The organism is Mycobacterium sp. (assembly GCF_052143115.1).
In the GTDB taxonomy this organism is placed as follows: Bacteria; Actinomycetota; Actinomycetes; order Mycobacteriales; family Mycobacteriaceae; genus Mycobacterium.
Genome location: NZ_JBKQTQ010000083.1, coordinates 1 through 14,879 on the forward strand (window position 1 = coordinate 1; position 14,879 = coordinate 14,879).

The following is a 14,879-nucleotide window of genomic DNA, read 5'->3' on the forward strand; positions in this document are numbered from 1 at the left end:
GGCCCGCCGAGCGCGCGGTGACCATCACCCCGCCGCACTGCGCCACCTCTACAACCGCATGCTTGGCCAGCTCTACCACTGCCTCCACACCGGCCAGCCCTACGACCGCACCAAGGCATACCCGTCAGATACTGCTGAGACTGCTGAGCCACTCACGACAGCGGCTGCTTGACAGTTACCAACATCGGAGGTCTGTGGATCGGTGAGGTTCAGGTGACCTCCGATCCGACGGTTCCAGCGTCTGTCGTCGAGGGGTTGGTAGTCCTCAAATGGACCCAGCGTTCGGCAAGAAGGCCGACCTCAACGCCAACGACATCGACGCCGCCGCCAAGATCATCGCCGGCACTGCCCGGTCGATGGGGATCACGGTCGAATAGTTTTCGTCCGACAATTGAAGAAGAGCGGGAGGGCCAGCTTCGGCCCGCTTCATCAACCACAACCCAACATCAGATTGGATTATCGAATGAGCAAGAATGGCAAGGCATATCGCGCCGCCGCCGAGAAGGCGGACCGCTCCAACCTCTACACGCCGCTGCAAGGGGGTAAGCTGGCCAAGGAGACGTCGTCGACCAAACAGGACTCGACCGTGGAGGTGGCTATCCGGCTCGGTGTTGATCCGCGCAAAGCCGACCAGATGGTCTGCGGCACGATCAACCTGCCGCATGGTCATCGGAAAGGCGTCGTTCGACGAGAAGCAGCTCGCGGAGAACTACGGCGTGGCGATCGACGAGGTGCTGCGGCACAAGCCGTCGTCGTCGAAAGGTTGCTACCTGAAGAAGATCACCGCGTCGACGACCACCGGCCCGGGTACCCCGGTCGACCCGTCGATCACCCGCAACTTCGCCGAGGCGTAAGGTCTTCTCGCGCGAGCAGACGCAAAAGCCCATTTTCGGTCGGCGTGTCGGGAGCTTTTACGTCTGCTCGGCATTAGCGGCTACCCGCCGCATTCGGCGATGCGGCGGCGCAGGTAGTCGCGGCCCGGCTCGGAACCATTGGACGCCAACGCCGTTCGATACCAGGTGACGGCATCGTCGCGTCGCCCCGCCCGCCGCAGCAAGTCGGCGCGCACCGATGCGACCAGGTTGGACCGCGCCAGCCGCGGATCATGTGCCACCTTCTCCAACGCGGCCAGTCCGGCGTCCGGGCCGTCGCGGAAACCAACCGCCAGAGCCCGATTCGCCCGCACCACCGGCGAATCGGTCATCGCCAACAGGGTGTCGTAGGCCGCACAGATACCGCGCCAGTCGGTCTGTTCCCACGATGGCGCCGTCGCGTGCATTGCGGCGATCACCGCCTGCGGCAGATACGGGCCGGTCGAACCGTGGGCCGCCCGCAGCCGATCGAGGCCGCGCGCGATCCGGCCGCGGTGCCAGCGGCGACGGTCCTGCTCTTCGAGCGGCACCAGCGCGCCAGCGGCGTCGACCCGGGTTGTCCGTCGCGAATCATGCAGCAGCACAAGGGCGGCCAGCGCGTGCGCCTCCAGTTCAGTCGGCATCAGGGTGCACAACTCGCCGGCCAGTCGGACCCCTTCGTCGCACAGCTCGTCGCGAATCGCCGACGGGCCCGCCGTCGACCAGTAACCTTCGGTGAACACCGAGTAGATGCAACTGAGCACATGCGGTGTGCGTTCGGGGAGCAACTCGGCGGGCGGCACCCGCAGCGGGATATTGGCGTGGCGGATCTTGTTCTTGGCGCGGGTGATTCGCTGGCCCACCGCGGCTTCGGTCTGCAGCAGTGCGCGGGCGATCTCCGCCACGGTCAACCCGGAAACCAGCCGCAGGGTCAGCGCGAGCTGCGATACTCGGTCGAGGGCCGGGTGGGCGCAGGTGAACATCATCCGCAGTTCGTCATCGCGAACGGGATGCGGTTCGACGTGATCGGTGCGCGCCCGGATGTTCTCCACGTACCCTTTCATAGCCGCCAATTCCTTTCCGGGACGCACCGATTCGCGGCGCAGCCGGTCGCGGGCGCGGTTGCGTGCCACAGTCAGCACCCACGCGGCGGGGTTGTCCGGCACGCCGTCGCGTGGCCAAACCCGCAGCGCCTCGGCGAAGGCTTCCTGGACGGCGTCCTCGGCGACGCTGAGATCGCCCGACCACCGGGCCAGCGTGGCCACGGCCGGGCCCCACTCGCGCCGGAAGACGCCGTCCAGGTCAGCCATGCTCTACAGGCCGGAGACTCCCGCCAACTGGCGCAGCTGCACCGCGCCGGCAGGGATCATCGCGGCCAGCTTGACCGCCTCGTCGCGGTCGCCGGCGGTCAGCACATAGAAGCCGGTGGCGATCTCGGCTGCTTCCGGGTAGGGCCCGTCGGTCAACAGCACCTCGCCGTCGCGGACGCGCACCGTGGTCGCCGTCGCCGGCTCGTGCAATGCGGCCCCGCCGACGATGTGATCGCCTGCGACAGAGGCGAATTCACCGTGCCGCGCTGCTTCCGCCTCCCACTCCGGCGTGCCGGGGACATTGGCCGATGCCGGTGGCTCCAGCAGCAGCGCAAGCCACTGGCCGTCGGAGCGCGACCAATCGGGATCGACGGTGTGGTAGATCGGCCGAACTTCGATGGCGCCGTATTTGGCGGCAGGAATATCGCGGGCCAACGCCAATGCGTCGTCGAGGTTTTCGGCTTCGAACACGTAATAGCCGCCGGCGACCTCGGCGGCCTCGGCGAACGGGCCGTCGGTGATCGTCGGCGCGTCCGGGCCGCCGGAGATGCGCACACCGGTCGCCGCGGGCAACAGCGCGTCACCGCCGCGGATCGCCGACGCCGCTTTGGCGTGGAAATTCTGGTAGGCCGCCATCTCGGTGGCCCCCTGGTCGGGCGTGAGGTCGCGCTCCTGGCTGATCAACAAAGCTAAGTACTGCATTGTGTTCACCTCCGGTAGTGAGCGGAACCCTGTGTTCCACTCTCTACCTGTCCGACGAACGGCGCAGCCACAATCCGACAGCAGGCGCTAGGAAATGCGGAAAAAGATCAAGCCGCGGCGCCGGGCTTGAGGTAGGTGACCAGACTGACGTCCAGCATGTCGTCGTTGAAGTAGTACTCGGCGCCGCGAAGGTACTTCATGTAGCGCTCGTAGACCTCTTCGGAGGTGATCTCGATGGCCTTGTCTTTGTTGGCCTCCAGCGCATCGCCCCAGATCCGCAGCGTCTTGATGTAGTGCGGCCGCAGCGAAAGCACCTCGGGAACGACGAAGCCGCCCTTCTCCCCGTGCGCCACCATCATGTCGGTGGACGGCAGGCGACCGCCCGGGAAGATCTCGGTGAGGATGAACTTGATGAACCGCGCCGTCTCGAAGGTCAGCTTCTTGCCGCGCGCGTTCAGGTCGTAGGGGTGATAGGTGACGCTGCTCTGCACGGTCATCCGCCCGTCGTCGGGCATGATGTTGAAACAGTTCTTGAAGAAGTGGTCGTAACGCTCGAAGCCGAAGTGCTCGAAGGCCTCGATCGAGACAATCCGGTCGACCGGGTCGCTGAATTCCTCCCAGCCGTACAGCAGGACCTGATGTGAGCGGTTGGTGTCGATGCTGTCCAGTAGCTGCTGGGAGTGGGCGCGCTGGTTCTTCGACAGGGTCAGGCCGATGACGTTGACGTCGTATTTCTCGATCGCGCGTTTCATGGTCTCGCCCCAACCGCAGCCGACGTCCAGCAGCGTCATGCCGGGCTGCAGGTCCAGCTGGTCCAGGTTCAGGTCGACTTTGGCGATCTGGGCTTGCTCGAGTGTGAGGTCGGGTGGCTCGAAGTAGGCGCAGCTGTAGGTCCGAGTTGGGTCCTGGAACAGGCCGAAGAAATCGTCGGAGAGGTCGTAGTGCGCCTGGATGTCCTCGAAGTGCACCCGCATCTTCGTCGGAGTGGCTGGCTTGTCAGGCATCAGCGTTTTGTCGCCCTTCCTAGTGCTTGGGGTCTTGCCTCAACCGAGTGGCGTGCTCGCCGACTGTGCACGTTATCGCGTAGTGCAAGCACAATACCCGGCATACGTCCAAATACTTGGACAGACCTCCCTGGTTTTCTTTAGCTCGGCTGGAGGCTATTTCTCCAGTGTGAATTGGTTGACGTCGATGTATCCGACCCGGAATCCCTTGGCGCATCCGGTCAAATAGTGCATGTAACGCTCGTAGACCTCTTCGGACTGCATCTCAATGGCTTCGCTCTTGCGCGCCTCCAACGCCGCGGCCCAGTGGTCGAGGGTCTTGGCGTAGTGCGGCTGCAGCGACTGCCTGCGGGTCAGCGTGAAGCCGGCCTTTGACGAGTGATCCTCCACCTTCTCGATCGACGGCAACCGGCCGCCCGGGAAGATCTCGGTGACGATGAACTTCATGAACCGGGCCAGCTCGAAGGTAAGCGGCATGCCGCGTTCAGTCATCTGCGTGGGGGTCAGGCCGGTGATCGTGTGGAGCAACATCACCCCGTCGTCGGGCAGGGCTTCGTAGGCCATTTTGAAGAAGTCGTCGTAGCGGTCGTGGCCGAAGTGCTCGAACGCGCCGATCGACACGATCCGGTCCACCGGCTCGTCGAACTGCTCCCAGCCCTCCAGCAGGATCCGCTTGGTCCGCGGGCTGTCCAGCTCGTCGAACATCTTCTGCACGTGCGCGGCCTGGTTCTTGCTCAGGGTCAGGCCGACGACGTTCACGTCGTACTTCTCGATCGCGCGGCGCATCGTGCTGCCCCAGCCGCAGCCCACGTCGAGCAGCGTCATCCCCGGCTGCAGGCCCAACTTGCCCAGCGCCAGGTCGACTTTGGCCTGCTGAGCCTCTTGCAGCGTCATGTCGTCACGCTCGAAGTAGGCGCAGCTGTAGGTCTGGCTCGGGTCGAGGAAGAGCCGGAAGAAGTCGTCAGACAGGTCGTAGTGGGCCTGGACGTCCTCGAAATGCGGCCTGAGTTTTCCCGCCATGCTGGCGTGCGCCTTTCTGGTTTTCACGGTGTCCACCCCAGATCGAGTGTGACTATCCGCCCCCCCGTCATCCGCCAGCCATGGTAATCGATCGACCTGGTCAGACCCAATCGGACAGCCCGCGGCCGGGTGGTCAGCCCTGGGCAAACGTGGCCGTCAGCTCGCCGGTGATGCGATCCCACAGCTGCTCGGGCAGGTCGTGGCCCATGCCGTCGATCAAGACCAGACGGGCGCCCCGGACCGCGCGGGCAACCGCCCGGCCGCCGAACGGCCGCTGCAACTTGTCGGCGCGGCCGTGCAGGACCACGGTGGGCGTGGTGATCTGCCGGTCGTAGCGGAGCAGGCTGCCGCTGGCGATGATCGCGCCGAAATGCCGGGCGACGCCCCACGGGTAGTAGCAGCGTTCGTAGGCCTCGATCGTTTCGGCGCGGATCCGCTGTTGGGGCGCCGGATAGCGGGGACTGCCGATGATTCCCCAGACCCGCACGGCGTTGTCGGCGATCACGTCGAGCGGCGAACCCGGCGGCGGGCCGTTGAGGACCGCGAACAGGGCGCGGGGGGCCGGCGGCGGCAAGAACGGCTGGTTGTTGCTGGAGAAGATCACCGCGAGTGACCGCGTCCGCGCGTGTAACCGTGCGGCGAAGACCTGGGCGATCATGCCGCCCATCGAGGCGCCGACGATGTGCGCCCGGTCGATCCCAAGGTGATCGAGCACCGCGGCCCCGTCGTCGGCCATGTCCTCGAGCGTGTAGTCGGCCTTGCCGGGCATCCCCACCCAGAACTTGAGCATCCGCGGGATCAGCGGCCCCTCGGAATGCCCCCGCTTCGTCTTTCCGGACAGGCCGACATCACGGTTGTCGTAGCGGATCACCCGCAGGCCTTCTGCGACCAGCTTGTCGCAGAACCCGTCGCGCCACAGCAGCAGCTGCGAGCCCAGCCCCATGATCAACAGCACAGCCGGGTCGTTCGGGTCGCCCATGTCCTCGTAGTAAATATCCAGGTCGCCGGAACGTGTTGTGCCGCTTCGGATTTCCACAGGGGCCAGACCTCCCTAAACCTCAGCGTCGGATTGGTGCTCGCGGCTGACCTCGACCATGAAGTTGGCGAAGTACCCGGTGAGCTGCGGGTCGGACATCATCTGCCAGCTCGGCGCCAGCAGCTTCATATACCGCTCGACGTAGAGGAACTGCTTACCGATCAGCACCAGCTCGCGTGGCAGCTTGACGTCGTAGGCGTCGGCCAGCGTCGAGAGCTGCTTTCCGATGTCGGCGTAGGACATGTCGCCCAGCGACTGCATGGTCAGCGGGGTGGCGAACTTCTCCAGGTCCTTGGCGGCTTGGGCTTCGGGCTTCATGGTGCCGACGGCGCCCATCAACACGACGATCTTGCCGGCCGCGGCGTGGTCCTTCTTGACCAGCAGCGCGTAGACCAGTTCGCGCAGCAGCCAGCGGGTGCGCGGATCGATGCGGCCCATGATGCCGAAGTCGAAGAACACGATGCGGCCCTCGTCGTCGACGTACAGGTTGCCGGCGTGCAGGTCGCCGTGGAACAGGCCGTGCCGCAGCCCGCCCTCGAACAGGGAGAACACCAGCGCTTTGACCAGCTCGGTGCCGTCGAACCCGGCCTTGCGGATTTCGGCGACGTTGTCGATGCGGATGCCTTGCACCCGTTCCATGGTCAGCACCCGCTCGGTAGTGAACTTCCAGTGCACCTCCGGCACCCGGATGTTCTTGCCCAGTGGTGACGCGTGCAGGTGGGAGATCCAGGCGTCCATCGACTGCGCCTCGAGGCGGAAGTCCAGCTCCTCGGCCAGGTTGTCGGCGAAGTCGGCGACGACGTCTTGGGCGGACAGCCGGCGGCCCAGTTTGGCCAGCTCCACGGTCTGCGCGAAGCGCTTGAGGATCTGCAGGTCGGCGGCCACCCTGCGACGGATGCCCGGCCGCTGGATTTTGACGACGACGTCCTCGCCGGTCTTCAGGGTCGCGTAGTGCACCTGGGCGATGGACGCGGACGCGAACGGCTCTTCGTCGAAGCTGGCGAACAGCTCCGACGGGTCGGCGCCGAGCTCGTCGGCGAACAGCTTGTGCACCTGGTCTTTGTCTGCCGGTGGCACGCTGTCGAGCAGGCCGCGGAATTCACGCGACAGCTGTTCGCCGAATGCGCCCGGGCTGGACGCGATGATCTGCCCGAATTTGACGTAGGTGGGGCCCAGGTCGGAGAAGGTCTGAGGGATCTGCTTGATCACCTTTTGCTGCATCGGACCCTTGGTCGGCAGCTTGGTGATGACCCGCGCGGCGGTGCGGGTGAGCTGCCAACCGGTCACGCCGATGCGGGCCGCCTCGACCGGCAACGGCACCCGATCAAGCCTGGCTACCTCGCGGTGGTTGTTGGAACTCATTTGTGCAGTCTGCCAAACCGGTGGTGTCAAGTCCCAATTCCTGTGAGCCCGCTCACCGGGCGCGGGCGCGGGCAAAGTTCTCGGTGAGGGTTTCGACGATCGGGCGCCACACCGGTTCGGGGAGGTCGTGGCCCATGCCGTCGACGACGACGAACCGGGCGCCCGGGATGGCCGCGGCGACCCCGCGGCCGTTGCGCGGCCGCACCATGGGGTCGCGCGAACCGTGCAGCACCACCGTCGGCGCGGTGATCGCCTTGCTGTAGGCCAGCAGGCTGCCGGTGCCCAGCACGGCGTCGAACTGGCGCAGCATGCCGGGCGGATAGCTGGACCGCTCGGCGAGCTGCCGGACGCGCTCGCGGAGCTCAGCCTCGGGCGGCAAGAAGTTGGGGCCGTTGAACACCGCGACATTGCGTACCTCGAAGGCCAGTTTGTCCTCGTCGGAGGCGTTGTCGCCGGGACCGCCGAACGCCAGCCGGATCACTCGCCACGCCGGCAACCGGGAGAACGGTTTGCCAGTGGTGGACATGATGATGCCCAGCGATGCCACCCGCTGCGGTTCGGTGCCGGCCAGGATCTGGGCGATCATCCCGCCCATCGAGGCGCCGACGACGTGTGCCCGGGCGTTGCCGAGGTGATCGAGCAGCGCGACCACATCGCGCGTCATGTCGAGCAGCGTGTAGGGCACCGGGCTGGCGCGGCCCAGCAGATAGCGCCATACCCGCCGATAGACCGCGCCCTCGGCCCGCATCCCGTGCATCTTGGCCGACAGCCCGGTGTCGCGGTGGTCGAACCGGATCACCCGATACCCCGCGTCGACGAGCTGAGCGCAGAAGCCGTCCGGCCACATCGGCAGCTGGGCGCCGAGCCCCATGATCAGCAGCACCGGCGGGCCGGCCGGGTCGCCGAGGTCTTCGTAATAGAGCTCGACGGCACCCTGCGCCGTGTCGCGGCGGGCGAGGCCGCTACGAGTCAGCATTCTTCGTCGGTTCTTGCTGAGGCTTCCAGGGCGTTACCCAGCCCGCGATCTCCCAGCCCTCCAGACCGGCGAGGAGCTCGTACATGGTGGCGCCGTCGATGCTCTCCCTGATGATGTCGGCATGCCCGGAGTGCCGGGCCAGCTCGTTGATCACATGCAGGATCACCCATCGCACCGACCACGCCTCGAGATTCTTCGGGAACCAAGGAATGTCGTGGGGGACCGGGACGACGGCGTCCAGGTCGGCGGTGTCCACCAGATGCAGCGATGCGGCGTTCTGGGCCCGGTAACCGCTCAGCAGGTCGGCCAGCGTCTCGTCGGGCCGCATCACGTGCTGGTCGGCGAAGTCCCTGGAGATCTCTTCGAACGGGCGGGTGTCCCGCGGCGGGGCGTTCGGCGCCGCGGCGACCCGGGCCATCCAGCTGCGCTGCATACCGGTGGCGTGCTTGATCAGCCCGCCGATTGACAATGCGCTGACCGTTGGCCGTGAGCGAGCCTGTTCGTCGGTGAGGCCATAGGCCACCGCGAAGAACGCGCTCTGGTGAAAGGCCAGGTACTCGCGCAGGGCGCTACGTTCATCGGTCACGGGCGAGGCGAGAGCGGGCATGAACCCGTCATACCAAGCCGAAAAACGCCGCGCCAGTGACGCCGCGCGGCGCCTGTTCCGGCCGTAGGGTGCGGGAATGCGGGTGATCTCGGCAGAGTCGACGGAATTTTTCGTCGGGCCGCCCGACGCGCCGCTGCAGCTGGCGCGGGTGACCGTCAGCGGCGGCACGAAGCCCACACTGGTTCGGGTAGACGGCGATGGCCTTAGCGGGGAGACGCTGGCCCAAATCGGGCATGTCGTCGGGCAGTGCACTGTCGAGGTGCCCGTTGCTGTCGAGCACCCGGTTATCGGCCAACGACGGACCGCCCAGGTGCACGTCGCGGGGACCGCAACACCGTTTGCTTTCACCGTCGCCGAGCCCGGGTGGACGATGTTCATGATCAGCCACTTCCACTACGACCCGGTGTGGTGGAACACCCAAGGCGGCTACACCAGCCTGTGGACCGAGGACCCGCCCGGAAAGGCCCGGCAGACCAACGGTTTCGAGCTGGTTCACGCGCATCTGGAGATGGCCCGCCGCGAACCCGAATACAAGTTCGTGCTCGCCGAAGTCGACTACCTCAAGCCGTACTGGGACACCCACCCCGAAGACCGCGCCGACCTGCGGCGGCTGATCGCCGAGGGCCGGGTGGAGATCATGGGCGGCACCTACAACGAGCCCAACACCAACCTCACCAGCCCCGAGACAACGATCCGAAACCTGGTGCAAGGCATAGGGTTTCAGCGCGACGTGCTCGGCGGCAACCCGGCGACCGCATGGCAGCTGGACGTTTTCGGCCACGATCCGCAGTTTCCGGGTATGGCCGCCGACGCCGGGCTGACGTCGAGTTCGTGGGCTCGCGGACCGCACCACCAGTGGGGCCCGATGCACAATGAGGGCGGCGTCGCGGGCATGCAGTTCTGCAGCGAGTTCGAGTGGATCGCGCCATCGGGACGGGGCCTGCTCACCCATTACATGCCCGCGCACTACTCGGCGGGCTGGTGGATGGACGAGTCGACCTCGGTCGGCGAAGCCGAGCAGGCCGCCTACCAGCTGTTCGAAGAGCTGAAGAAGGTCGCGCTGACCCGCAACGTGCTGCTGCCGGTCGGCACCGACTACACCCCGCCGAACAAGTGGGTCACCGAGATTCACCGGGATTGGGGTTCGCGCTACACCTGGCCGCGGTTCGTGTGCGCGCTGCCGAGCGAGTTCTTCGCCGCCGTCCGCGCCGAACTGGACACCCGTGCGCTGGTCCCGTCGCCGCAAACCCGGGACATGAACCCGATCTACACCGGCAAGGACGTGTCGTTCATCGACACCAAACAGGCGAACCGGGCCGCCGAGAACGCCGTCTTGGACGCCGAGAAGTTCGCGGTGTTCGCGGGGCTGCTCGCCGGCGCCGACTACCCGCAGGCCGCGCTGGCCAAGGCCTGGGTGCAGCTGGCCTACGGCGCGCACCACGACGCGATCACCGGCTCGGAATCCGACCAGGTCTACCTCGACCTGCTGACCGGCTGGCGCGACGCGTGGGAGCTCGGCCGCGCGGCCAGAGACAACTCGCTGGCCCTGCTGTCCAGTGCGGTGGACGGGGACGGTCCTGTAAACACGGTGGTGTGGAATCCATTGGCGCACAACCGGACCGATGTCGTCACCGTCCGGCTCCAGGTTCCGGTCGGCACCGGGGTGCGGGTGCTGGACCACGACGGCGCCGAGCTGCCCGCGCTTGTCGAGCACGACGGACGATCGGTCAGCTGGCTGGCGCATGACGTGCCCTCGCTGGGTTGGCGGGCCTACCGGCTGGTCGCCGGCGACACTTCGACGACCTGGAAACCGTTGCGCGGCAATCAGATTACGAACGAGCACTACCTGCTGGTTGTCGACCCGGCCCGCGGCGGTGGAGTGTCGTCGCTGGTGCACGGCGGCCGGCAGCTGACCGCCGAGAACCGAGTCGGCAACGAGTTGGCCGTCTACGAGGAATACCCAGCGCATCCGACCGGCGGCGAGGGCCCATGGCACTTGCTGCCCAAGGGGCCGATGGTCAGCTCGTCGGAAACGTCAGCGGAGGTACGGGCTTACCACAGCGCGCTGGGCCAGCGGCTGGTGGTGCAGGGCCGAATCGCTGAGCTGCTGAGCTACACGCAGACTCTGACGCTGTGGCACGGCGTTGACCGGGTGGACTGCGCCACCACGATCGACGACTTCACCGACGCCGACCAGCTGCTGCGACTGGGCTGGCCGTGCCCGCTGCCGGGCGCCATGCCGGTCAGCGAGGTCGGCGACGCCGTCGTCGGGCGCGGTTTCGCATTGCTGCACAACGAATCTGGGTCGGTGGACACCGCGGACCACCCGTGGACGCTGGACAACCCCGCCTACGGCTGGTTCGGGCTGTCCTCGGCGGCCCGGGTGCGCGTCGGAGACGGTGTGCGTGCGGTGTCGGTGGCCGAGGTGGTCGCGCCGATCGAGCCGATGAGCGGCCCGCTGGCGCGCGACCTTGTGGTCGCGCTGGTGCGGGCGGGGGTGACGGCGACCTGCAGCAGTGCCGACAAGCCGCGGTACGGCCGCCTCGGCGTCGACTCCAACTTGCCGGACGCCCGCATCGCGTTGGGCGGACCGGGCCAGAACGCGTTCACCAAGGCGGTGCTGGCCGCCGCCGATCCGGCCTACACCGTCGAGGTCGAGCGGCAGCTCGCCGACACCGGCCGGGCCAGGGTCTGGGTGCCTGCTGCGGCGCCGTTGGCGGCCGGTTGGGTTCCCAGTGCGGACCTGCGGGATCCGCGAGCGCTGCCGGTGCTGGTGATCGCCAGCCGCGACGACGCCGGCCTCGGGCCCGCGATCGCATCGGTAGCCGACGACCTGGTCGACGCCGAGATCGTCGTCAGGCAGCAGGCACCGTCGGGCCTGCAGCGCTTCGAGCCCTTTACCGTCGCGCTGCTCAACCGCGGGGTGCCCAGCTTCGCCGTCGAAACCGACGGCACCCTGCACACCGCGCTGATGCGGTCCTGCACCGGCTGGCCGTCCGGTGTGTGGATCGACGAGCCGCGCCGCACCGCGCCCGACGGCTCGAACTTCCAGCTGCAGCACTGGACGCATGTTTTCGACTACGCGCTGGTCTGCGGCGCCGGCGACTGGCGCCACGCCGAGATCCCAGCCCGCAGCGCGGATTTCTCCCACCCGCTGCTGGCCGTGACGGCGCCCGGGCGAGTTGGCGGGCTGCCCGCGACCGGTTCGCTGCTGCAGGTCGACCCGGCCGGCGCGGTGCACTTGGGTGCGCTCAAGGCGGCGGGTAACCCGCTGGCACACGGCAGCGCCCAACCCGTCGACCCCGGCCGAGTGGCCATCCGGCTGGTCGAAACCCGCGGCGGCGACACCGATGTCGCCGTGCGCTCGCCGCTCGGCACGGTGTCCGAGCTACATCCGGCCGACCTGCTGGAGCAGCCGCGGCTCAGATCGGGCAGCCACCCGCTCACCGCGCTGCACGGCTACCAGATCGGCACCGCGTTGGCGCGACTCGAGCTGCCCAAGCTGCTGGACGGCGGGGACACCGAGTTGGCTCCGCAGGCCGAGAACTGCCAGCCGCTGTACGCGCGGTACTGGCTGCACAACCGCGGGCCGGCCCCGCTCGGCGGGCTACCCGCGGTGGCCCACCTGCATCCGCATCGGCTCACCGCCACCGCGGGCGCCGACGTGACGCTGCGGTTGACCGCGGCCAGCGACAGCTGCGACGCACCGCTGGCCGGCGCCGTCGCGCTGGTGTGTCCGCCCGGCTGGTCGGCCAGCCCGGCCACGCTGCCATTCACCCTGCGGCCCGGCCAACACCTGGAGGCCGACCTGACGCTGAAGGTGCCTTCGGGTGCCGATCCGGGGCTGTATCCGGTGCGGGCGCAGCTGCAGGTGACCGGCGCCTCTAAGAGCTCTGTCCCAACCGCCTGGCGTCAGGTCGTCGAAGACGTGTGCATGGTCTCGGTCGGAGGCGCTGACGACGGCCGAGCGGTGTACCTGGTCGACGGGCCGACTGACGTCGAGGTGGCCGCGGGCGACTCAGCTCGTCTGGCCGTCACTATCGGCACCGACGCGTGCGCCGACCTGAGTCTGGAGGCCCATCTGATCAGCCCGTGGGGGACCTGGGAGTGGATCGGCCCGGCGACGCGGGGCGCGGAGCTGCCGGCCGGCGGCACGGTCGAGCTCGGGTTCGATGTGAACCCGCCGGCCTGGGTGGAACCCGGCCAGTGGTGGGCGCTGGTCCGGGTCGGTTGCGCCGGCCGGCTGGTGTACTCACCCGCGGTGAAGGTGACGGTCCGATGAATGTCGCGACGGTCGGCGGTGTTGCGGTCCCGATGGACGAGGTCGACGCGCGCGAAGCGCGGCTGCGCGACGGCCCGCTGGCGGCTGCGCTGCCGGCGGCCGGTACCAGTGAAGGCAGGCAGCTGCGTCGCTGGCTGACCCAACTGATCGTGACCGAGCGGGTAGTCGCCGCCGAGGCCGCTGCGCTGGGCGTGACCGCGCGGAACGCGCCGAGCGAGGCTGAGCTGCTGCCCGACACCACGGCCCGGCTGGAGATCGGCAGCATCGCCGCGGCGGCGCTGGCGGAGCCTTCAGCGCGCGCAGTGTTCGCCCGCGTCACCGCCGCGGTCGACGTCAGCGACGACGACGTGGCCGGCTACCACGCCCGAAACCCACTGCGGTTCGCCGCGACGAGCCCCGACCGCCACGGCTGGCGTGGCCCGGCCGTCGCCGCCCCGCCGCTGCACCAGGTGCGCGCCGCGATCGCCGACCACCTGCGGGCGGCGGCGCGGCGCCGAGCCTTCCGGGTATGGCTCGACGAACGCCGGGCTGACCTGGTGCGGCTGGCACCCGGATACGAGCACCCCGGCGACCCGCGTCAACCCGACAACACCCACCGGCACTGAAGCCCCGCATGCTCACCCTGACCCTCGACATCGGCGGCACCAAGATCGCCGCCGGCCTCGTTGACTCGTCCGGAAAGCTGGTGCAGGCCGCTACCCGGCCGACGCCGAAGAACCATGGCGCAGAAGAGGTTTGGTCTTTGACTCGCCGGATGATCGCCGACGCGATACAAACCGCCGGGGGTGGTGTCTGCGCGGTCGGTATCGCGTCGGCCGGCCCCATCGACCTGGCCACGGGAACCGTCAGCCCGATCAACATCCCCTCCTGGCGTGGCTTTCCGCTGCGGGACCGGGTTGCGGCCGCGGTGCCGGGCGTGCCGGTGCGGCTGGCCGGCGACGGGGTGTGCATGGCGCTCGGCGAGCACTGGCGCGGCGCCGGGCGCGGCGTCGACTTCCTGCTCGGCATGGTGGTCTCCACCGGGGTGGGCGGTGGGCTGGTGCTCGACGGGGCGCCGTATCACGGGCGGACCGGCAATGCTGGACATGTCGGTCACGTCGTGGTCGAACTGGACGGACAGCCGTGCTCCTGCGGCGGCCACGGCTGCGTGGAGACGATCGCGGCCGGACCGTGGATGACGCGGTGGGCGGTGGCCAACGGTTGGGCGGCGCCGCCCGGGGCCGACGCGGCGGCGCTGGCCGAAGCGGCCGCCAACGGTGACGCGGTGGCGGTGCGGGCATTTCGCCGCGGAGCCACCGCGCTGGCCGCGATGATCGCCTCGGTCGCGGCGGTGTGCGACCTGGATCTTGTTGTCATCGGCGGCGGAGTGGCCAAGTCGGGGCGGACGCTATTCGACCCGCTACACGAGGCATTGGCCGGCTACGCGCGTCTGGAATTCATCCGCGGCCTGCGGGTGGTACCGGCAGCGCTCGGCGGCGACGCCGGATTGATCGGCGCGGCAGCACTTGTCGCATCTGTCACTTGAGTCACTCGGCAGATCCATACGCGTTGACTCATCAAATATGCCCGCGTAGCTCCTTCGTTGCCTCATGTGTGAATGCTCGCGTACGGCGTGTCGTTGGGGGCCTGTGGGGTGGGGCTGGGCTACCGCCGGATGATGGGGTTGACGTTGGCGCAGCGCAGTGCCGTGACGAGGGCGATCGCGGTTCGCTATCGGCGGGCGGGTAAG

Annotated in this window: 11 protein-coding genes and 2 pseudogenes; 5 read left to right on the forward strand and 8 right to left on the reverse strand. The window is 68.1% G+C overall.

Annotated elements, in window-relative coordinates:
* Window positions 1-287: 287 nt before the first annotated feature.
* A pseudogene (locus tag ACLQI9_RS09625) lies at window positions 288-377 on the forward strand (50S ribosomal protein L11); the annotation flags it as partial.
* A gap of 86 nt (window positions 378-463) precedes the next feature.
* Window positions 464-854, forward strand: a pseudogene (locus ACLQI9_RS09630) (hypothetical protein).
* Window positions 855-934: 80 nt separating this feature from the next.
* Here the strand turns inward: ACLQI9_RS09630 and ACLQI9_RS09635 are convergent.
* The 8 genes from ACLQI9_RS09635 to ACLQI9_RS09670 form a co-directional block, all read right to left on the reverse strand.
* The gene (locus tag ACLQI9_RS09635) at window positions 935-2,161 is read right to left on the reverse strand and encodes an RNA polymerase sigma factor (protein WP_442378296.1); all 1,227 of its coding nucleotides are present in this window, start codon (window positions 2,159-2,161) and stop codon (window positions 935-937) included.
* A gap of 3 nt (window positions 2,162-2,164) precedes the next feature.
* Window positions 2,165-2,863, reverse strand: a complete 699-nt coding sequence (locus ACLQI9_RS09640) for a YciI family protein (RefSeq protein WP_442378297.1) — start codon at window positions 2,861-2,863, stop codon at window positions 2,165-2,167.
* 107 nt (window positions 2,864-2,970) lie between these two features.
* Window positions 2,971-3,867: a hydroxymycolate synthase MmaA4 gene (gene mmaA4 / locus ACLQI9_RS09645; protein WP_442378298.1), complete on the reverse strand. Its 897-nt coding sequence runs from the start codon at window positions 3,865-3,867 to the stop codon at window positions 2,971-2,973.
* 156 nt (window positions 3,868-4,023) lie between these two features.
* Window positions 4,024-4,887 carry a cyclopropane mycolic acid synthase family methyltransferase gene (locus tag ACLQI9_RS09650; RefSeq protein WP_442378305.1) on the reverse strand — a complete coding sequence of 288 codons (864 nt, stop codon included), beginning with the start codon at window positions 4,885-4,887 and terminating at the stop codon, window positions 4,024-4,026.
* Window positions 4,888-5,020: 133 nt separating this feature from the next.
* Window positions 5,021-5,923, reverse strand: coding sequence for an alpha/beta fold hydrolase (locus ACLQI9_RS09655; protein ID WP_442378299.1), 903 nt, complete (start codon window positions 5,921-5,923; stop codon window positions 5,021-5,023).
* Window positions 5,924-5,938: 15 nt separating this feature from the next.
* On the reverse strand, window positions 5,939-7,285 hold the full coding sequence (locus ACLQI9_RS09660) for an ABC1 kinase family protein (protein ID WP_442391567.1): 1,347 nt from the start codon (window positions 7,283-7,285) through the stop codon (window positions 5,939-5,941).
* A 52-nt stretch (window positions 7,286-7,337) separates the two neighbouring features.
* Complete coding sequence (locus ACLQI9_RS09665) at window positions 7,338-8,261, reverse strand: alpha/beta fold hydrolase (protein WP_442378301.1); 924 nt, start codon at window positions 8,259-8,261, stop codon at window positions 7,338-7,340.
* Complete coding sequence (locus ACLQI9_RS09670) at window positions 8,248-8,847, reverse strand: DinB family protein (protein WP_442378306.1); 600 nt, start codon at window positions 8,845-8,847, stop codon at window positions 8,248-8,250. Before ACLQI9_RS09670 ends, ACLQI9_RS09665 begins: the two co-directional genes overlap by 14 nt.
* A gap of 97 nt (window positions 8,848-8,944) precedes the next feature.
* Between ACLQI9_RS09670 and ACLQI9_RS09675 the strand changes: the two genes are divergently transcribed.
* Genes ACLQI9_RS09675 through ACLQI9_RS09685 form a run of 3 tightly spaced genes read left to right on the forward strand, consistent with a single transcriptional unit; the run spans window position 8,945 to window position 14,675 of the window.
* Window positions 8,945-13,150 (forward strand): NEW3 domain-containing protein, encoded by a 4,206-nt coding sequence (locus ACLQI9_RS09675; RefSeq protein ID WP_442378302.1) that lies wholly within the window; start codon window positions 8,945-8,947, stop codon window positions 13,148-13,150.
* Window positions 13,147-13,755 carry a DUF7158 domain-containing protein gene (locus ACLQI9_RS09680; RefSeq protein WP_442378303.1) on the forward strand — a complete coding sequence of 203 codons (609 nt, stop codon included), beginning with the start codon at window positions 13,147-13,149 and terminating at the stop codon, window positions 13,753-13,755. The genes ACLQI9_RS09675 and ACLQI9_RS09680 overlap by 4 nt, the downstream gene beginning before the upstream one ends.
* 8 nt (window positions 13,756-13,763) lie before the next feature.
* On the forward strand, window positions 13,764-14,675 hold the full coding sequence (locus ACLQI9_RS09685) for an ROK family protein (RefSeq protein ID WP_442378304.1): 912 nt from the start codon (window positions 13,764-13,766) through the stop codon (window positions 14,673-14,675).
* The last annotated feature ends 204 nt before the right edge of the window (window positions 14,676-14,879 follow it).